Below are 17,755 nucleotides of genomic sequence, written 5' to 3' on the forward strand. Positions count from 1 at the left end.
GCCACCCGCCGCGCCGGCGCCAACTTTTCCGGATCATCATCCCGGCAACTGCCGCGGGCGACGCGCTCCTTCGCATTCCGCCACGCTCAGTGACCGCGCCGTCACCCCTCAGGCCCGCCAACCCGTGGCAGGATCGGAAGGGCCATGACTGAGAAGCTGCACGCCCCCGTGATCGCCTGGTTCGACACCCACGCCCGTGACCTCCCCTGGCGCCGCCCGGAGGCGGGCCCCTGGGGCGTGATGGTCAGCGAGTTCATGCTCCAGCAGACCCCGGTGAACCGGGTGCTGCCCGTCTACGAGGAATGGCTGGCCCGCTGGCCGCGCCCCGCCGACCTGGCGAAGGAGGCGCCCGGCGAGGCGGTGCGCGCCTGGGGCCGGCTCGGCTATCCGCGCCGCGCGCTGCGCCTGCACGGTGCCGCGGTCGCCATAACGGAGCGGCACGGCGGTGACGTACCGACGGATCACGCGCAGCTGCTCGCGCTGCCCGGCATCGGTGAGTACACGGCCGCCGCGGTGGCCTCGTTCGCGTACGGGCAGCGGCACGCGGTGCTGGACACCAATGTGCGCCGGGTGCTCGCGCGGGCGGTGACCGGGGTGCAGTACCCGCCGAACGCGACCACGGCCGCCGAACGGCGCCTGGCGCGGGAACTGCTGCCGCAGGACGAGCGGACCGCCGCGCGGTGGGCCGCCGCCTCGATGGAGCTGGGCGCGCTGGTGTGCACGGCGAGGAACGAGGGGTGCCCGCGGTGCCCGATCGCCGCGCAGTGCGCCTGGCGGCTCGCGGGCAAGCCGGAGCACGCGGGTCCGCCGCGCCGCGGGCAGACGTACGCCGGTACGGACCGGCAGGTGCGCGGCAAGCTGCTGGCCGTGCTGCGGGAGGCGCACGCGCCGGTGCCGCAGGCGGTGCTGGACCGGGTGTGGCACGAGCCGGTGCAGCGGGCGCGGGCGCTCGACGGGCTGGTCGCGGACGGCCTGGTGGAGCCGCTTCCGGGCGGCCTCTACCGACTGCCGCTCGGCTGACGCACAGCCAAGTCACCACCGCACGGCATCCGTTACGGATACTCCAGCCGGGCAAATCGCCCTATAACCCCACAAATCCTGCGCCAGCTTTACCCTGTTCCTCCGTCCGTTACACAACCGACGGATAGCTGATTGCCAGCCGCAGGCTGGTCCGCACAGCCCCGTGACAACCACTCCGTAGCTTCTTCTTCGTGCCCGGCGGACCACCGGGCGCGGGGAGAGCGGGACTTCGGGCAAGGGCCGGAAGCACAACGGGGAACGGAGGCGGTTGATCATGGCGCAGGGCGAGGTGCTCGAATTCGAGGAGTACGTCCGCAGCCGGCAGGACGCGCTGCTGCGCAGCGCGCGTCGGCTGGTCCCGGACCCGGTCGACGCCCAGGACCTGCTCCAGACGGCGCTGGTGCGGACGTACGGCCGCTGGGAGGGCATCGCCGACAAGCGGCTCGCCGACGCCTATCTGCGCCGGGTCATGATCAACACGCGGACCGAGTGGTGGCGGGCGCGCAAGCTGGAGGAGGTGCCGACGGAGCAGCTGCCGGACGCCTCCGTCGAGGACTCCACCGAGCAGCACGCCGACCGGGCCCTGCTGATGGACATCATGAAGGTGCTCGCACCGAAGCAGCGCAGTGTCGTGGTGCTGCGACACTGGGAGCAGATGTCCACTGAGGAGACGGCCGCTGCCCTCGGCATGTCGGCCGGTACGGTCAAGAGCACGCTGCACCGGGCGCTCGCCCGGCTCCGTGAGGAGCTGGAGGCCCGCGATCTGGACGCACGCGCTCTGGAGCGTGAGGAGCGGGAGCGTTGCGCGGCCTGACCGGGGCCGGGCCCGACCGGGCCCGAGGCAGTACACAGGCGGTGATCGCGGTGGGGACCGCGCTCGCCGCCCCCGCCCTTTTCCTCGCCGCGTGCGGCAGCGGGGGCACGGGCGCGCGGGACGAGGGTCCGGCACACGCCTCGGCGGTGGCCGGGGCCGTCGCCTCACCCTCCCCCGGCCCGTCCGAGAACTACCGGCGGGTGGACCCCGTCGCGCTGGTCAAGGGCGATCCCGAGGTGTCACCGTCGGTCAAGCGGGAGCTGAAACCGTGCAACGGCGATGAGTACCCGGTCGACGTCTCCTACGGCAATCTGACCGGGGCCCCGGTGGACGATGTCGTCGTCAACGTCCTGACCTGCGCCGACGCGGTCGGCATCGGCTCGTACGTGTACCGGGACGACGCCGGCTCGTTCAAGAACGTCTTCAAGAGCGAGGAGTCCCCGGTCTACGCGGAGATCGACCAGGGAGTCCTGTCGGTGACCAGGCAGTACTACGAGAAGGGCGACCCGATCTCCAGCCCGTCCGGTGAGATCGTGACCCCGTACACCTGGAAGGCGGGACGGTTCGCCCAGGGCAAGCCCACGCGCAACGAGTACAGCAAGTCCGCCGGCGGGGGCCCGACACCCGTACCGGACAGCTGACCGCCCCGCGCCCCCGCACACCTGACCGCCACACCTACCCCACGAGGACTGAGAGCACCGGGATGGCAGAGCAGACCCACGTCCTGTTCGTCGAGGACGACGACGTCATCCGCGAGGCCACCCAGCTCGCCCTGGAGCGGGACGGCTTCGCGGTCACCGCGATGCCCGACGGCCTGTCGGGCCTGGAGGCGTTCCGGGCCGACCGCCCCGACATCGCGCTGCTGGACGTCATGGTGCCGGGCCTGGACGGCGTCAGCCTGTGCCGCCGGATCCGGGACGAGTCGACCGTGCCGGTGATCATGCTGTCGGCGCGGGCCGACTCCATCGACGTCGTCCTGGGCCTGGAGGCGGGCGCCGACGACTATGTGACCAAGCCCTTCGACGGTGCCGTGCTGGTCGCCCGGATCCGCGCGGTGCTGCGCCGCTTCGGGCACGCCGGCGGATCCGCGCAGGCCGAGGAGGCCGCGTCGACGGATGGCGGCGGCACGCTCGCCTTCGGGGACCTGGAGATCGACACCGACGGCATGGAGGTGCGCCGGGCCGGGCAGCCGGTGGCGCTGACGCCGACCGAGATGCGGCTGCTGCTGGAGTTCTCCGCCGCGCCGGGCACCGTGCTCTCCCGCGACAAGCTGCTGGAGCGGGTGTGGGACTACGGCTGGGGCGGCGACACCCGGGTCGTGGACGTGCATGTGCAGCGGCTGCGGCAGAAGATCGGCCAGGACCGCATCGAGACGGTCCGCGGCTTCGGCTACAAGCTGAAGGCCTGAGCGGAGCGGCGTGATGCGGGGGATTCTTCGGCATCCGGTCCGGCGCATGGAGCGCGCGGGCCTGCGCACCGGGCTCAGGTGGAAGGTCAGCGCGGCCATCGCGCTGGTGGCCGGGCTGGTGGCGATCGTCCTGAGCCTGGTCGTGCACAACGCGGCCCGCGTCTCGATGCTGGACAACGCGCGCGAGCTGGCCAACGACCGGGTCCTGATGGCCCAGCGCAACTACGAGCTGAACCGGGGGCCGGTCTTCCCCTACGTCAAGGTCGACGACCCGGAGTTGCCGGCCGCGCTGCGCGAGAGGGTGGAGCGGGGCCGCCGGGCGAGCGATGTCTCCGAGCACCACGGGGTGGCGGACGTCTGGGCGGCCGTACCCGTGAAGGGCGGGCATGTGCTGTCCCTGCACAGTCATCTGCCCGATCGCAACACCGACATGCTGCAAGACCTGGACCAGGCTCTGATCATCGGCTCGGTCGCGGTGGTGCTCGGCGGCAGCGCGCTGGGCGTGCTGATCGGCGGGCAGCTGTCCCGCCGGCTGCGCAAGGCGGCGGCCGCCGCGAACCAGGCCGCGGCCGGTGAGACCGACGTCCGGGTGCAGGAGGCCATCGGCGGGGTCGTACGGGACGAGACCGACGAACTCGCGCGCGCGGTGGACGCCATGGCGGACGCGCTGCGGCAGCGCCTGGAGGCCGAGCGGCGGGTCACCGCCGACATCGCGCACGAGCTGCGCACCCCGGTGACGGGTCTGCTGACGGCCGCCGAGCTGTTGCCGCCCGGCCGGCCCACGGAGCTGGTCCTGGACCGGGCCAAGGCCATGCGCACCCTGGTCGAGGACGTCCTGGAGGTGGCCCGGCTGGACGGGGCCTCGGAGCGGGCGGAGTTGCAGGACATCATGCTCGGCGAGTTCGTCGCGCGCCGGGTGGCGGCCAAGGATCCGGACATCGCCGTACGGGTGGTGCACGAGTCGGAGGTCACCACCGACCCGCGGCGGCTGGAGCGGGTGCTGTTCAACCTGCTCGCCAACGCCGCCCGGCACGGCCGGCCGCCGATCGAGGTCACCGTGGAGGGGCGGGTCATCCGGGTCCGCGACCACGGCCCCGGCTTCCCGGACGATCTGCTCGCCGAGGGGCCGAGCCGGTTCCGCACCGGCAGCACGGACCGCGCCGGGCAGGGCCACGGCCTCGGGCTGACCATCGCGGCGGGACAGGCGCGCGTGCTGGGCGCCCGGCTGACGTTCCGCAACGTACGGCCCGCGGGGGCGCCCGCCGGCGTTCCCTCGGAGGGTGCGGTGGCCGTCCTGTGGCTGCCGGAGCACGCCCCGACCAACACGGGCAGCTATCCGCTGCTGCCCGCCTCCGGCGGCACCCCCGTACCGCGGGCAGGCACCGCTCACCGCGCGTCTCGGGACATGTGAGGATCCCCGCCCGCCGAGAAGGGCCCCCGCCCGCCAAGGGGGGTCCCGCGCCCGCCGAGGCCCCCCGCCGCCGAGGGAGAATCTCCCGCCGCCCAGAAGGGCCCCCGCCGCCGAGGGAGAGTCTCCCGCCCACCAAGGGGGGTCCCGCGCCGCCGAGGCCCCCGCCGAAGAGGGTCCCCGCCGCCGAGGGAGAATCTCCCGCCGCCGAGAAGAGCCCCCCGCCGAGGGAGAATCACCCGCCCACCCAGGAGAGCCCCCCGCCCGCCAAGGAGGCCGGGCCGGGCTCCGCCGCGCAGGCCCAGCGTGGAGAACCGGCCGCTCGGCCGGCTCCGGCGCCGGGTCTCCGAGCGAGCGGCGACACCGGTCCCGGTCCCCCTCCCGCCACCGCATCGGGGTGCTCAGGTGGTCGCCACCACCAGTTCCTCCGCTCTCGACGGCCGGAGCCCGTCCGACCGGCCGGCGAAGTAGCGGCGGGTGCGTTCCTCCGCCGGTACGCGGCGGGCGTCGCGGAAGTCGGCCTCACGGGTCAGGGCCACCATCCGCTGGGGCGTGAAGTGGCTGAGGAATGAGGAACGGGGTGCCGGACGCGCGCACCCCGCTCCGCCGCCTGCTGGCCAGACGCAGGCGGCCGAGCTTGTCCCTGAGCCGATGGTGGCGCGGGGGTCTCACATCGGGGCCCGTGCGAGAACGGCCGAAGGCCCCGGCGCCGCGCACGCGCACCGGGGCCTTCGGGCTCAGGCCGGGTCAGACGGCCTCGACCACGGCCACCGGCGCCGCGTCGGCAGCCTCGGCGGCCTTGGGACCGCCCTTGAGCGGCACCTCCTTGACGAACAGCGCCGCGATCAGCACCAGCACCGAGATCCCGGCGCCGAGCAGGAACGCGGAGTGCGTGCCGGAGGACACCGCGTGCTGGTACGCCTCGCGGACCATCACCGGGAGCTTCGCCAGGCTCTTCGCGTCCAGCTGTGCCGACTGTTCGGTCATCTTGGCGCCCGCCGCGCCGGCCCGCTCGGCCATGACGTCCTGCACCCGGTGGTTGAACAGGGCACCCATGATGGCCACGCCGAAGGAGGAACCGAGCGTACGGAACAGGGTCGTCGAGGAGGACGCCACACCCATGTCCCTCATCTGGACGCTGTTCTGCGCGACCAGCATGGTGATCTGCATCAGGCAGCCCATGCCCGCGCCGACCACGGCCATGTAGAGACCGGAGGTCAGGCGGGTCGTCTCGGTGTCCATCAGGGACAGCAGGTACAGGCCGACGGTCATCAGGACGCCGCCGACGATCGGGAAGATCTTGTACCGGCCGCTGTTGGTGGTGACCCGCCCGGCGACCATCGAGGTCACGAGCATCGCGCCGAGCATCGGCAGGAGCAGCAGTCCGGAGTTGGTGGCGGAGGCGCCCTGCACGGCCTGCTGGTACAGCGGCAGGAACAGGGTGGCACCGAACATCACGAAGCCGGTGATGAAGCCGATGACCGACATCAGGGTGAAGTTGCGGCTCTTGAAGATGTGCAGCGGCACGACCGGCTCGGCGGCCTTGGTCTGCCAGAACACGAACCCGACCAGCGCGGCCACGCCGATGCCGGTCAGCTCCATGATCCGCGCGGAGGTCCAGGCGTACTCGGTGCCGCCCCAGGTGGTGACCAGCACGATGGAGGTGATGCCGACGGTCAGCAGCAGCACGCCCAGGTAGTCGATACCCGCCTTGGAACGCTTCCTCGGCAGGTGCAGTACGGCGGTGACGAGCGCGAGGGCGACCGCGCCGAGCGGCAGGTTGATGTAGAAGGCCCAGCGCCAGCCCCAGTTGTCGGTGATGGTGCCGCCGACGAGCGGGCCGCCGATCATCGCCAGCGCCATCACGCCGGCCATCATGCCCTGGTACTTGCCCCGCTCCCGCGGCGGGATCAGGTCGCCGATGATTGCCATGACGCCGACCATCAGACCGCCGGCGCCCAGGCCCTGTACGGCCCGGAACCCGATCAGCTGGCCCATGTCCTGGGCCATGCCGCTCAGCGCCGAGCCCAGGAGGAAGATCACGATCGAGCTGAGGAAGGCGCCCTTGCGCCCGTACATGTCGCCGATCTTGCCCCAGATGGGGGTGGAGGCCGCGGTGGCCAGGGTGTAGCCGGTGACGACCCAGGAGAGGTGTTCCAGGCCGCCCAGTTCGCCCACGATCGTGGGCATCGCCGTACCGACGATCATGTTGTCCAGCATCGCGAGCATCATCGCGATCATCAGTGCGAGCAGCACCACCCGCACACTCCGGGGCGGTTTGCCCTCGGCCTCACTCTGGGGCTGTCCGCCCTCTGCTATGACACTTTCGACCGTGTCCGCCATCGTCTTCCCATTCCCCCTGCGGCAGATACTTACTTGCCGCCCGGCTAGTTACTACACTGCGGAAGGTAGACCCGCTACTAGCCGGGCGTCAAGTAAGTTTTCGCGGGAGCGCGAGGAGTACGAGGATGGGCCTCACCATGGACGGCACCAAGCAGCAGCGCCGCGGCAACACCCGCCAGCGCATCCAGGACGTGGCGCTCGGACTCTTCGCGGAGCAGGGCTACGAGAAGACCTCCCTGCGGGAGATCGCCGAGCGCCTCGACGTCACGAAGGCGGCCCTGTACTACCACTTCAGGACGAAGGAAGAGATCATCGTCAGTCTCTTCGCGGACCTGACGCAGCCGATCGAGGACCTGATCGAGTGGGGCGGACAGCAGCCGCACACCCTGGAGACCAAGCAGGAGATCGTCCGCCGCTACAGCGAGGCGCTGGCCGGCGCGGAACCGCTGTTCCGCTTCATGCAGGAGAACCAGGCGACGGTTCGGGAACTGCGCATCGGTGACACCTTCAAGGACCGGATGCGCGGCCTGCGGGACATCCTCATCGACCCGGAGGCGGAGCTGGTCGACCAGGTCCGCTCGGTCAGCGCGATGTTCACGCTGCACGCCGGGATGTTCGTGATGCAGGACCTCGAAGGCGACTCCGAGAAGAAGCGCGAGGCCGTTCTCGAAGTCGCCTTGGACCTCGTCGCGCAGGCGCACGAGCACGCCCACGAGAAGGACTAGGTCAGACCTTCACACCCTGGGCGCGCAGGAACGCGACCGGGTCGATGCCGGAGCCGTAGTTCGGGGTCGTACGGATCTCGAAGTGCAGGTGCGGCCCGGTGGAGTTGCCGGTGGAGCCGGACAGCGCGATGTGCTGGCCGGTCGCGACGACCTGGCCGATCCGGACGTCGACCCGGGACAGGTGCGCGTACTGCGAGTAGGTGCCGTTGCCGTGCTTGATGACGACGGCGTTGCCGTACGCCGGGCCGTCACCGGCGCCGTTGGGGCCGGCCTTGACGACGGTGCCGCCGTGCGCGGCGACGACCTCGGTGCCGGTCGGCACGGCGAAGTCCTGGCCGCTGTGCTTGTGCGCCCAGTGGTTGCCGGCCTGCGCGAAGCCCGCCGAGAGCGCGTACTTCTTCACCGGGTCGACCCAGGAGCCGGCGGACGCGGTGGCGGCGCTCGCGACCCCGGTGCCCAGCACGGCCGTGGCGCCGAGTCCGGCAGCCAGGACGGTCACACGGGCACGGAGCGAGGACGTACGGGAGGAGCGGGACGTGAAGCGCTGGAACATCTGGACCTCGTGAACTCGGAGACACTTCCGCCACCCGGCGTACGGACGTCCATCGAGACGTTTCACCGAAGCGGCCATCCCTTGGTAACCGAGCACCCCATCCAGCCCAAAACGCTCCAAGTACGGCATCAAGTAGTAGAAGCCGCCAATACCACCCTCTTTCTTGACAGCCGCACACCCCGGCCCGCACGGCCCTGACGACGCACTTCTCGCGCGCCACTTCGTGAGGTAAAACTCCCTTTTTCGTCCCTTTTGCCCATCCGGCGCATCCCACTATCACGGCTAGTACCGGACATTTCGCCTGTGCCGCATATCACCGGCAACCCCCGTCGATGAATAGGGGAATGTGACGCAGACCTCTAGGCACCTACCCTCCAGTAACCCTACGGTTCCCCTCGCGCCACCCTCGCCTCAGATCATGCCCCTGACATTCAGAGCCGCGAGAGGACCCCCATCGATGACCAGACGCCCCTGGGCACGCCGCATCCCCGTGACCACCGTCTCCGTGGCCGCCCTGGCCGCCCTGGCCGCCCTGGCCGCGCTGGCCGCCCCGGCGGCGACGGCCGCCCCGGCCGAGGCCGCGACCACGAGCACCTCCTCCGCCAAGGTCGACTACGCCACCTGGCAGAAGGACTGCCAGGCGGTCATGGACCGGGCCCTCCCGTACCTGAAGGACCGCATCGCCGCCGCCAGGCCCGGCGAGAAGCAGGCGATCGTCCTCGACATCGACAACACCTCGCTGGAGACCGACTTCGGCTTCAGCTACCCCCAGCCGGCCAACCGGCCCGTCCTGGACGCCGTCCGCTACGCCCAGGAGCACGGCGTCTCCCTCTTCTTCGTCACCGCCCGCCCCGGCGTCCTGTACTGGCCCACCGAGTACAACCTCGCACACGACGGCTACGACGTCTCCGGCCTCCGCGTCCGCGGCCTGGCCGACCTCTTCAAGGACGTCGCCGCCTACAAGACCGCCCAGCGCGTCGACATCGAGAACGACGGCTACACGATCATCGCGAACATCGGCAACAGCGCCACGGACCTGTCCGGCGGCCACGCCGAGAAGACCTTCAAGCTGCCGGACTACGACGGACAGCTGTCGTAGGACCGGGCGCGCCCGGCACGGACCGCGCCATCGGCACGGGACCGCGCCGGGGAACGCCGAAGGGGCCGGTGCCCGAAGGCACCGGCCCCTGATGTCCGGCTACCGCCGGAGGCTGACGCTTACTCCTTGCTCAGGTTGGGCCCAGCCCCACCCGCGGCCTGCTCGATCGGCGGGACGTCCGGCAGTGCCGCCTTCTCCTCACCCCGGAAGGTGAAGGTCTGGGCTTCGCCCTCGCCCTCGGTGTCCACGACCACGATGTGACCGGGGCGCAGCTCGCCGAAGAGGATCTTCTCCGAGAGCGTGTCCTCGATCTCGCGCTGGATCGTGCGGCGCAGCGGCCGGGCGCCCAGCACCGGGTCGTAACCCTTCTTGGACAGCAGCTCCTTCGCGGACTGGGACAGCTCGATGCCCATGTCCCGGTCCTTCAGGCGCTCGTCCACCTTGCTGATCATCAGGTCGACGATCCGCAGGATGTCCGCCTGCGTCAGCTGCGGGAAGACGACCACGTCGTCGACGCGGTTGAGGAACTCGGGCCGGAAGTGCTGCTTGAGCTCGTCCGAGACCTTGTTCTTCATGCGCTCGTAGTTGGTCTTCGTGTCACCCGCGGCGGCGAAGCCGAGGTTGAAGCCCTTGGAGATGTCCCGGGTGCCGAGGTTGGTCGTCATGATGATGACCGTGTTCTTGAAGTCCACGACCCGGCCCTGGGAGTCGGTCAGGCGACCGTCCTCCAGGATCTGGAGCAGCGAGTTGAAGATGTCCGGGTGGGCCTTCTCGACCTCGTCGAAGAGGACGACCGAGAACGGCTTGCGGCGCACCTTCTCCGTCAGCTGGCCGCCCTCCTCGTAGCCCACGTATCCGGGGGGCGAACCGAAGAGACGCGACACCGTGTGCTTCTCGCTGAACTCCGACATGTCGAGGGAGATCAGCGCGTCCTCGTCACCGAAGAGGAACTCGGCGAGCGCCTTGGACAGCTCGGTCTTACCGACACCGGACGGGCCGGCGAAGATGAACGAACCACCGGGACGCTTCGGGTCCTTCAGGCCCGCACGCGTACGACGGATCGCCTTCGACAGCGCCTTGACGGCGTCGTTCTGGCCGATGACCCGCTTGTGGAGCTCCTCCTCCATGCGGAGCAGGCGGGAGGACTCCTCCTCCGTGAGCTTGAAGACCGGGATGCCGGTGGCCGTGGCGAGGACCTCGGCGATCAGCTCGCCGTCCACCTCGGCGACGACGTCCATGTCGCCGGCCTTCCACTCCTTCTCCCGCTTCGCCTTGGCGGCCAGGAGCTGCTTCTCCTTGTCGCGCAGGGACGCGGCCTTCTCGAAGTCCTGCGAGTCGATCGCGGACTCCTTGTCCCGGCGGACGCCGGCGATCTTCTCGTCGAACTCGCGCAGGTCCGGCGGAGCGGTCATCCGGCGGATGCGCATCCGGGAACCGGCCTCGTCGATCAGGTCGATCGCCTTGTCCGGCAGGAAGCGGTCCGAGATGTACCGGTCGGCCAGGGTGGCGGCCTGGACCAGCGCCTCGTCCGTGATGGAGACGCGGTGGTGCGCCTCGTAGCGGTCGCGCAGGCCCTTGAGGATCTCGATCGTGTGCGGCAGGGACGGCTCGGCGACCTGGATGGGCTGGAAGCGGCGCTCCAGGGCCGCGTCCTTCTCCAGGTGCTTGCGGTACTCGTCCAGGGTGGTCGCACCGATGGTCTGGAGCTCACCGCGGGCCAGCATCGGCTTCAGGATCGAGGCCGCGTCGATGGCGCCCTCGGCGGCACCCGCACCGACCAGCGTGTGCAGCTCGTCGATGAACAGGATGATGTCGCCGCGGGTGCGGATCTCCTTGAGCACCTTCTTGAGGCGCTCCTCGAAGTCACCGCGGTAGCGGGAGCCGGCGACCAGGGCGCCGAGGTCCAGCGTGTAGAGGTGCTTGTCCTTGAGCGTCTCGGGGACCTCGCCCTTGACGATGGCCTGGGCGAGGCCCTCGACGACGGCGGTCTTGCCGACGCCGGGCTCACCGATCAGGACCGGGTTGTTCTTGGTACGGCGGGACAGCACCTGCATGACCCGCTCGATCTCCTTCTCGCGCCCGATGACCGGGTCGAGCTTGGACTCACGAGCGGCCTGGGTGAGGTTCCGGCCGAACTGGTCCAGGACGAGAGAGGTCGAGGGGGTGCCCTCGGCCGGGCCGCCCGCGGCGGCGGTCTCCTTGCCCTGGTAGCCGGAGAGCAGCTGGATGACCTGCTGCCGCACCCGGTTGAGGTCTGCGCCCAGCTTGACCAGGACCTGGGCGGCGACGCCCTCGCCCTCGCGGATCAGGCCGAGCAGGATGTGCTCCGTGCCGATGTAGTTGTGGCCCAGCTGAAGGGCCTCGCGGAGCGACAGCTCCAGGACCTTCTTGGCACGGGGGGTGAAGGGGATGTGCCCGGACGGGGCCTGCTGGCCCTGACCGATGATCTCCTCCACCTGCTGACGGACCGCCTCAAGCGAAATGCCGAGGCTCTCCAGGGCCTTAGCGGCGACACCTTCGCCCTCGTGGATGAGACCCAGGAGGATGTGCTCGGTGCCGATGTAGTTGTGGTTGAGCATCCGGGCTTCTTCCTGAGCCAGGACGACAACCCGCCGCGCGCGGTCGGTGAACCTCTCGAACATCGTTAATCGCTCCTCAGAGCGGTCAGGCAGTGGGGGGAACTTCCCCTCCCTGTCCTTCCGCAGCTTAGTCCCGCAAGCGGGGACCGCTCATTCCAACTGCCGACACCGTCGATGGCCTCCTGACCCGTGACGCCGACATCTGCTCCAACCCGATGGTGCGAGACGATGTTCCCGCAGGCCAGACAGTTACCCCAGTCGCCAGTACGCCGATGGCGAACGTGAGACGGCCTTTCCCGCGTGTCGCCCCCTCCCACTAGGCATGTCTTACCCGCAGGGACTGACACTCCATGCGGCGCGCACCGGTTCCCTCCGCTATGGGCGAACAACCTTGCGCCTCCCCGGGCCCCCACACGCCCCCTCGTCCGGCACTCTGTGCAGCCGACAGGACACCCAGCGTAACTCGAAGGGGGGTCCGGCGGTTGCTCCTGGCATGGTTGGCTCGGTCCCCATGACCTCCACGGTCCCCCTTCCCCGCCGGCCCGTCGATCCGGGCGCCCCGGCCGCCGGACTCCGTACCGGTCCGCCCGCCGGCCCGGAGGTCCGGGCCCGGCACTGGTACGAGAACGATCTGGGGTGGCCGACCGTGCCCGGACGGCCGCTGCGGCTGCGTACGGGGGTGCGGTTCGACGTGCTGGACGTACCGGCCGAGGCGGGCGCGAAGGCGCTCCGGCATCTCGCGCCGGGCTCCCCGGTGGCCCTGCGGGGCGACCGGATGCAGCTCTGGGTGGCCGCGGGCAGCGCGGAGGAGCTGCCCGGCCTGCTGGCCTGGCTGGAGTGGGGCACGGTGGCCCTGGACCTGCGCGCCCTCGGGGCGGGCGACACGATTCAGGCCCCGCCGCCGCCCGCGGGGACCGCCGTCGTACGAAGTGGCTCCGTACGGGCCGGGATTGCGCGCGAGCCGTCCGCACAGGGGGCCGCCGTGTGGTTGCGGCCCCCCGGTCCGGAACGTGAGGTCGAGGCCTCGCTGCCCGCCATGCCGGCCGTGCCGGCGGCGCCCCCCGTGGGACGCGAGGGGAGCGTCCCCGATCTCGCGCGACTGGTGGACACGGTGGCAGCGCAGTGTCACCGGGTCCGGCTGCGGCGCGCGTGCGCCGGTCGTCCCGCCGACCGGCGGGATCAGCCGTTGGCCTTCTCGTAGGCCTCGCGGATGGACGCGGGAACCCGGCCGCGGTCGTTGACCTCGTAACCGTTCTCCTTGGCCCAGGCGCGGATCGCCGCGGTGTCCTGGTTGCCGCCGGTGGCGGCACGCACCTTTCCACGACCGCCGGAGGAACGGCCGCCGGTACGACGCCCGCCCTTCACATAGGGGTCAAGAAGCGTGCGCAGCTTGTCCGCATTGGCAGTCGTGAGATCGATCTCGTACGTCTTGCCGTCCAGCGCGAACGTCACGGTCTCGTCCGCCTCGCCGCCGTCGAGGTCGTCGACAAGAAGGACCTGAACCTTCTGTGCCACCGCATTTCCTTTCATCGATAACGTTGAGGGCCAGGGGTGTGCGGCGTCCGCCGTTTCGCCGCCCCTGTTATATGCAGTACTGCAGTACGTCGGAAAGCAAACCGCTTTTGCCGGAAAAACACAAACCCTCGGGAGTGACTCAGCGGACCGCCACCGTCCGGAAACATGCGCGTTTCGGACATAGGCCACCGGGGCAATGACGATCACAGATGCAGAAGCATCCGGCTGTTGCCCAAGGTGTTCGGCTTCACTCGTTCGAGACCGAGGAACTCCGCGACGCCCTCGTCATAGGAACGCAACAGCTCCGCGTACACATCGGTGTCGACCGGCGTCTCCCCGATCTCCACGAAGCCGTGCTTCCCGAAGAAGTCGACTTCGAAGGTCAGGCAGAAAACGCGTCGAACGCCGAGCCAGCGCGCGGTCTGGAGCAACTTCTCCAGCAACTGATGACCGACGCCGGCACCCTTGAGGCCGGGCTTCACCGCCAGTGTGCGGACTTCCGCGAGGTCCTCCCACATGACGTGCAGTGCTCCGCAGCCGACCACCTCGGCGTTGTCGTCGCGTTCGGCGACCCAGAACTCCTGGATGTCCTCGTAAAGCGTGACCGTCGCTTTGTCGAGCAGGATGCGGTCGCGGACGTAGGCGTCGAGGAGGCGGCGCACGGCGGGGACATCGCTGGTCCGGGCCCGGCGGACGGTGATGGCTTTTGCGGAGACTTCGGGACGCTCTGCTGACATGAGCGGACGCTATCGCCCGTCGGTGCCCTCCGGCGCGCCGGGGTTCTCCTCTTGCCGGGCTTCGGCGGGTTCCTGTTGGCGGGCTTCGGGGGCTTCCCGGGTTTCTTCCGGCCCCTGGACGATGCGTACGGCGTCCCTGAGGGCCTGGCGCTGTTCCGCGCTCATCATGCCGAAGAAGGCGACGAGAGCGGCGGCCGGGTTGTCGCTCTGAGACCAGGCGTCGTTCATGAGGGCGGCGGCGTACGCGGCTCGCGTCGACACGGCCTCATATCGATAGGCCCGCCCTTCGGCCTCGCGACGCACCCAGCCCTTCTGATGGAGATTGTCCAAAACGGTCATCACGGTGGTGTACGCGATGGAGCGTTCCCGCTGGAGGTCTTCCAGGACTTCTCGAACGGTCACCGGGCGGTTCCACTTCCACACCCGCGTCATGACCGCGTCTTCGAGTTCTCCCAATGGGCGAGGCACAACTCAGAACAATAGTGGGAGATCCCGACAATGGCGTGCCGGACGTGCAGTAGGGCTACAAACACGAACAAAAAGGGCGTACGACTCGTGTGGCGCCGGGGCGCGGGGAGTCGTACGCCGAGGGACGGCCGGGGTCGGCCGAGCTGGTCCGGTGGGCCCGCCGGAGGGCCCGAGAACCGAACCGAAGGGCTGTGACCTGCGGTGATCTGGCGTGCTCTGCCGTGGTCCGCTCAGGCGTCGCCGGCGGCGGAGGCATTGCGGGCGCCCTCCGCACGGGCGAGGGCGGCGTCGACGGCCGCGTCTTCCTTGGCCTTGGCGGCTCCGCCCTGGGTCTTCACGATCACCCTGACCACACCGATGAAGAACACGGCCATGACGACCGGGGGCACGAGCGCGGAGATGTAGTCCATGGCTCCAGAGTAGCCACGCCGGAACGCCCGAAAGGGGCAGGGGCGTCCTCAGCCCGCGGCCAACTGGTGCGGCGCGGACTCCGCCGGGGGCGCCGGCTTGCGGCGCGGGAAGACCTCTCCGGGCGTCGGGATGGGCCGCTTGGGGGCGGCCGGTTCCGGAGCCGGCCGCTCCGAGGGGCCGGGCGAGGGCTCACGCCCGGGCTCCTGCGGGGGCCTGGAGGGCTCGTCGGCCTCCCCTTCGCCCTGCGCGGCCCCGGACTCCCCCGCGCCGCCCGCAAGCGCCAGCAGGCGCGTTCTCGCGGGCGGTACGGCGGGCGCCGGCACCTTCCGCCCGCCCTGCGCGAACCGCGCCCGCACGTCCTGCTCGGCCAGCTCCCGGCAGCGGTCCAGCAGCGCCGCCGCCGCGGGGTTCCCGCGCAGCGCCCGGAGCGCGGCCAGATCGTCCGGCGTCGGCCGGTGCCCGGCGCCGAGCGCCTCCTCCAGGAGGGTGAGGTAACCGGCGGCGGTACCCGGCAGGGCGGCCCGGTAGCGGCCCAGGTCGGCCACCAGGAAGGCGCGCAGTCTGGCCCCCTCGCACATCGCCTCGTCGAGCGACTCGGCGAGGCGGAGACAGTCCTGCACGTCCTCGGCGGAGGCGTGGCCGGGGTGAAGGGCGAGGGCGAGGGCGCGGCGGAGCACACGCAGCTCCTCCACGCCGAACGCCATGCCGCCGCGGGATCCGTATGGCGTGGGCATGCGGCGACGCTACCCACTAATCGGACAAAAGTGACGATTCCGCATCGCATTCCCCCCGCGTGTCGCTCCGGCTTCCCTCATCCGGTGCCACCGGCGGTCGGGGGCGTTCGCGGCACGGCCCGGCGCCCGGTCGGGCGCCGGGCCTCGCTCACAGCCGTGACACGTTCCGTTCGTAGACCAGGCGGAGGCCTATCAGGGTCAGCCACGGCTGGTGCTCGTCGATCACCGACGACTCGCCCAGCACCATCGGCGCCAGACCGCCCGTGGCGATCACGGTCACGTCCTCCGGGTCGTCGGCCAGCTCCCGTGCCATCCGGCCGACGACCCCGTCGACCTGCCCGGCGAACCCGTACACGATGCCCGCCTGCATCGCCTCGACCGTGTTCTTGCCGATCACGCTGCGCGGCCGGGCCACCTCGATCTTGCGCAGCTGCGCGCCCTTGACACCGAGCGCCTCCACGGAGATCTCGATGCCGGGCGCGATCACCCCGCCGACGTACTCCCCGCGCGCGGAGACCGCGTCGAAGGTGGTCGCCGTACCGAAGTCCACGACGATCGCCGGACCGCCGTACAGGTCGACGGCCGCGACCGCGTTGATGATCCGGTCGGCGCCGACCTCCTTGGGGTTGTCGGTGAGGATCGGCACGCCCGTCTTGACGCCCGGCTCGACCAGGACGGCGGGTACGTCGCCGTAGTACCGCCGGGTGACCTCGCGCAGTTCGTGCAGCACCGACGGGACGGTCGCGCAGATCGCGATGCCGTCGATGCCGTCGCCCAGCTCCTCGCCGAGCAGCGGGTGCATGCCCATCAGGCCCTGGAGCAGCACCGCCAGCTCGTCCGCCGTGCGGCGCGCGTCCGTGGAGATGCGCCAGTGCTCGACGATGTCCTCACCGTCGAACAGCCCGAGGACGGTGTGCGTGTTGCCGACGTCGATCGTGAGCAGCATGGCCGTTACTCCGCCTCGCGCAGGTCCAGGCCGATGTCCAGGATCGGCGAGGAGTGGGTCAGCGCGCCGACGGCCAGGAAGTCCACGCCGGTCTCGGCGTACGCGCGCGCGTTCGCGAGCGTCAGCCGCCCGGATGCCTCCAGCAGCGCCCGCCCGCCGACGATGCCGACGGCCTCCGCGCACTCGCCGGGCGTGAAGTTGTCCAGCAGGATCAGGTCGGCGCCCGCGTCCACGACCTCGCGCAGCTGGTGCAGGGTGTCGACCTCGACCTCGATCGGCACGTCCGGGAATGCCTCCCGTACCGCCTTGAAGGCCGGCGCGACGCCACCGGCGGCGACCACGTGGTTGTCCTTCACCAGGGCCGCGTCGGACAGCGACATGCGGTGGTTGACGCCCCCGCCGCAGCGGACGGCGAACTTCTCCAGCGAGCGCAGGCCCGGCGTCGTCTTGCGGGTGTCCCGCACGCGCGCCTTGGTGCCCTCCAACGCGTCCGCCCACGCGCGCGTGGCGGTCGCGATGCCGGACAGCCGGCACAGGATGTTCAGCGCGCTGCGCTCGGCGGTGAGCAGGTCACGCGTGCGCGTGGTGACCGACAGCAGCTTCTGCCCGGCCTCGACGCGGTCGCCGTCCTCCACGTGCCGCTCGACCTCGAACTCGTCCGTGCACACCACGGAGAGCACGGCCTCGGCGACCCGGAGGCCGGCCACGACGCCCGCCTCACGCGCGGTGATGTCGGCGGTGGCCACCGCCTCCTCCGGGATGGTCGACACGGTCGTCACGTCCACACCGCCGTCCAGGTCCTCCTGGATGGCGACGTTGGCGATGTCCTCGACCTCGATCGGGTCGAGTCCGGCAGCGGCCAGCAGTTCGGCGAGCGCGGGGTCCAGCCCGCACTCCAGGTACTCCTCGTCGCCCTCGGCGCCGCAGGTGCAGCCGTCGCCGCAGCCGCCGGTCGAGGCGAGGGGAAGGTCGTCGGTGCTCACGTCTGTCACTGC

Annotated in this window: 19 protein-coding genes; 8 read left to right on the forward strand and 11 right to left on the reverse strand. The window is 70.7% G+C overall.

Annotated elements, in window-relative coordinates; all coding sequences use genetic code 11:
- Positions 1-144 precede the first annotated feature (144 nt).
- The 5 genes from IE294_RS26035 (at position 145) to cseC (ending at position 4,653) form a co-directional block, all read left to right on the forward strand.
- Positions 145-1,020, forward strand: coding sequence for an HhH-GPD family protein (locus IE294_RS26035; protein WP_189890045.1), 876 nt, complete (start codon positions 145-147; stop codon positions 1,018-1,020).
- Positions 1,021-1,294: 274 nt separating this feature from the next.
- Entirely contained in the window at positions 1,295-1,834 is a 540-nt protein-coding gene (locus IE294_RS26040) for a SigE family RNA polymerase sigma factor (RefSeq protein WP_189890047.1), read from the forward strand.
- Complete coding sequence (locus IE294_RS26045) at positions 1,822-2,475, forward strand: hypothetical protein (protein ID WP_229917348.1); 654 nt, start codon at positions 1,822-1,824, stop codon at positions 2,473-2,475. Before IE294_RS26040 ends, IE294_RS26045 begins: the two co-directional genes overlap by 13 nt.
- A 62-nt stretch (positions 2,476-2,537) precedes the next feature.
- A complete protein-coding gene (cseB, locus tag IE294_RS26050; RefSeq protein WP_014674151.1) occupies positions 2,538-3,242 on the forward strand; it encodes a two-component system response regulator CseB in 705 nt (234 codons plus the stop codon).
- A gap of 13 nt (positions 3,243-3,255) precedes the next feature.
- A complete protein-coding gene (gene cseC / locus IE294_RS26055) occupies positions 3,256-4,653 on the forward strand; it encodes a two-component system sensor histidine kinase CseC (RefSeq protein WP_189890049.1) in 1,398 nt (465 codons plus the stop codon).
- Between the two features lie 398 nt (positions 4,654-5,051).
- On the opposite strand, the gene IE294_RS26060 is transcribed toward cseC, so the two are convergent.
- Positions 5,052-5,192 carry a hypothetical protein gene (locus IE294_RS26060; RefSeq protein ID WP_189890051.1) on the reverse strand — a complete coding sequence of 47 codons (141 nt, stop codon included), beginning with the start codon at positions 5,190-5,192 and terminating at the stop codon, positions 5,052-5,054.
- Positions 5,193-5,397: 205 nt separating this feature from the next.
- Positions 5,398-6,993 (reverse strand): MDR family MFS transporter, encoded by a 1,596-nt coding sequence (locus tag IE294_RS26065; RefSeq protein WP_189890052.1) that lies wholly within the window; start codon positions 6,991-6,993, stop codon positions 5,398-5,400.
- Between the two features lie 125 nt (positions 6,994-7,118).
- On the opposite strand from IE294_RS26065, the gene IE294_RS26070 reads away from it, so the two are divergent.
- Positions 7,119-7,718: a TetR/AcrR family transcriptional regulator gene (locus IE294_RS26070; protein ID WP_189890054.1), complete on the forward strand. Its 600-nt coding sequence runs from the start codon at positions 7,119-7,121 to the stop codon at positions 7,716-7,718.
- A gap of 1 nt (position 7,719) precedes the next feature.
- Here IE294_RS26070 and IE294_RS26075 read toward each other — a convergent pair whose 3' ends face one another.
- Positions 7,720-8,271 carry a M23 family metallopeptidase gene (locus tag IE294_RS26075; RefSeq protein ID WP_189890056.1) on the reverse strand — a complete coding sequence of 184 codons (552 nt, stop codon included), beginning with the start codon at positions 8,269-8,271 and terminating at the stop codon, positions 7,720-7,722.
- A gap of 457 nt (positions 8,272-8,728) precedes the next feature.
- Between IE294_RS26075 and IE294_RS26080 the strand changes: the two genes are divergently transcribed.
- Positions 8,729-9,370, forward strand: a complete 642-nt coding sequence (locus tag IE294_RS26080) for an HAD family acid phosphatase (RefSeq protein WP_189890058.1) — start codon at positions 8,729-8,731, stop codon at positions 9,368-9,370.
- Positions 9,371-9,489: 119 nt separating this feature from the next.
- Here IE294_RS26080 and IE294_RS26085 read toward each other — a convergent pair whose 3' ends face one another.
- Positions 9,490-12,012 carry an ATP-dependent Clp protease ATP-binding subunit gene (locus IE294_RS26085; RefSeq protein WP_189890060.1) on the reverse strand — a complete coding sequence of 841 codons (2,523 nt, stop codon included), beginning with the start codon at positions 12,010-12,012 and terminating at the stop codon, positions 9,490-9,492.
- A gap of 448 nt (positions 12,013-12,460) precedes the next feature.
- Here IE294_RS26085 and IE294_RS26090 point away from each other — a divergent pair, with 448 nt between their 5' ends.
- Complete coding sequence (locus IE294_RS26090) at positions 12,461-13,150, forward strand: SCO3374 family protein (RefSeq protein ID WP_189890062.1); 690 nt, start codon at positions 12,461-12,463, stop codon at positions 13,148-13,150.
- Here the strand turns inward: IE294_RS26090 and IE294_RS26095 are convergent.
- The 7 genes from IE294_RS26095 to nadC all read right to left on the reverse strand — a co-directional run bounded on the left by IE294_RS26095 (position 13,129) and on the right by nadC (position 17,743).
- Positions 13,129-13,464 carry a histone-like nucleoid-structuring protein Lsr2 gene (locus tag IE294_RS26095; RefSeq protein WP_014674143.1) on the reverse strand — a complete coding sequence of 112 codons (336 nt, stop codon included), beginning with the start codon at positions 13,462-13,464 and terminating at the stop codon, positions 13,129-13,131. The two genes, IE294_RS26090 and IE294_RS26095, sit on opposite strands and share 22 nt — an antisense overlap.
- 203 nt (positions 13,465-13,667) lie before the next feature.
- On the reverse strand, positions 13,668-14,201 hold the full coding sequence (locus tag IE294_RS26100; protein WP_030651520.1) for an amino-acid N-acetyltransferase: 534 nt from the start codon (positions 14,199-14,201) through the stop codon (positions 13,668-13,670).
- A gap of 9 nt (positions 14,202-14,210) precedes the next feature.
- The gene (locus IE294_RS26105) at positions 14,211-14,633 is read right to left on the reverse strand and encodes a BlaI/MecI/CopY family transcriptional regulator (RefSeq protein WP_229917349.1); all 423 of its coding nucleotides are present in this window, start codon (positions 14,631-14,633) and stop codon (positions 14,211-14,213) included.
- Positions 14,634-14,899: 266 nt separating this feature from the next.
- Positions 14,900-15,079, reverse strand: coding sequence for a hypothetical protein (locus IE294_RS26110; RefSeq protein WP_014674140.1), 180 nt, complete (start codon positions 15,077-15,079; stop codon positions 14,900-14,902).
- Positions 15,080-15,127: 48 nt separating this feature from the next.
- Positions 15,128-15,784, reverse strand: a complete 657-nt coding sequence (locus IE294_RS26115) for a hypothetical protein (RefSeq protein ID WP_189890233.1) — start codon at positions 15,782-15,784, stop codon at positions 15,128-15,130.
- A gap of 178 nt (positions 15,785-15,962) precedes the next feature.
- Positions 15,963-16,760 (reverse strand): type III pantothenate kinase, encoded by a 798-nt coding sequence (locus tag IE294_RS26120; RefSeq protein WP_189816795.1) that lies wholly within the window; start codon positions 16,758-16,760, stop codon positions 15,963-15,965.
- Between the two features lie 5 nt (positions 16,761-16,765).
- The gene (gene nadC, locus IE294_RS26125; protein WP_189890066.1) at positions 16,766-17,743 is read right to left on the reverse strand and encodes a carboxylating nicotinate-nucleotide diphosphorylase; all 978 of its coding nucleotides are present in this window, start codon (positions 17,741-17,743) and stop codon (positions 16,766-16,768) included.
- Positions 17,744-17,755 lie beyond the last annotated feature (12 nt).

The organism is Streptomyces canarius (assembly GCF_014650735.1).
Taxonomy (GTDB): domain Bacteria; phylum Actinomycetota; class Actinomycetes; order Streptomycetales; family Streptomycetaceae; genus Streptomyces; species Streptomyces olivaceoviridis.

What these genes read in the sequence shown, in the direction of transcription:
- IE294_RS26035 (WP_189890045.1), top strand. Translation starts at nt 145, where the DNA reads ATGACTGAGAAGCTGCACGCCCCCGTGATCGCCTGGTTCGACACCCAC.
- IE294_RS26040 (WP_189890047.1), top strand. Translation starts at nt 1,295, where the DNA reads ATGGCGCAGGGCGAGGTGCTCGAATTCGAGGAGTACGTCCGCAGCCGG.
- cseB (WP_014674151.1), top strand. Translation starts at nt 2,538, where the DNA reads ATGGCAGAGCAGACCCACGTCCTGTTCGTCGAGGACGACGACGTCATC.
- cseC (WP_189890049.1), top strand. Translation starts at nt 3,256, where the DNA reads ATGCGGGGGATTCTTCGGCATCCGGTCCGGCGCATGGAGCGCGCGGGC.
- IE294_RS26060 (WP_189890051.1), bottom strand. Translation starts at nt 5,192, where the DNA reads ATGGTGGCCCTGACCCGTGAGGCCGACTTCCGCGACGCCCGCCGCGTA.
- IE294_RS26065 (WP_189890052.1), bottom strand. Translation starts at nt 6,993, where the DNA reads ATGGCGGACACGGTCGAAAGTGTCATAGCAGAGGGCGGACAGCCCCAG.
- IE294_RS26070 (WP_189890054.1), top strand. Translation starts at nt 7,119, where the DNA reads ATGGGCCTCACCATGGACGGCACCAAGCAGCAGCGCCGCGGCAACACC.
- IE294_RS26075 (WP_189890056.1), bottom strand. Translation starts at nt 8,271, where the DNA reads ATGTTCCAGCGCTTCACGTCCCGCTCCTCCCGTACGTCCTCGCTCCGT.
- IE294_RS26080 (WP_189890058.1), top strand. Translation starts at nt 8,729, where the DNA reads ATGACCAGACGCCCCTGGGCACGCCGCATCCCCGTGACCACCGTCTCC.
- IE294_RS26085 (WP_189890060.1), bottom strand. Translation starts at nt 12,012, where the DNA reads ATGTTCGAGAGGTTCACCGACCGCGCGCGGCGGGTTGTCGTCCTGGCT.
- IE294_RS26090 (WP_189890062.1), top strand. Translation starts at nt 12,461, where the DNA reads ATGACCTCCACGGTCCCCCTTCCCCGCCGGCCCGTCGATCCGGGCGCC.
- IE294_RS26100 (WP_030651520.1), bottom strand. Translation starts at nt 14,201, where the DNA reads ATGTCAGCAGAGCGTCCCGAAGTCTCCGCAAAAGCCATCACCGTCCGC.
- IE294_RS26105 (WP_229917349.1), bottom strand. Translation starts at nt 14,633, where the DNA reads ATGACGCGGGTGTGGAAGTGGAACCGCCCGGTGACCGTTCGAGAAGTC.
- IE294_RS26110 (WP_014674140.1), bottom strand. Translation starts at nt 15,079, where the DNA reads ATGGACTACATCTCCGCGCTCGTGCCCCCGGTCGTCATGGCCGTGTTC.
- IE294_RS26115 (WP_189890233.1), bottom strand. Translation starts at nt 15,784, where the DNA reads ATGGCGTTCGGCGTGGAGGAGCTGCGTGTGCTCCGCCGCGCCCTCGCC.
- IE294_RS26120 (WP_189816795.1), bottom strand. Translation starts at nt 16,760, where the DNA reads ATGCTGCTCACGATCGACGTCGGCAACACGCACACCGTCCTCGGGCTG.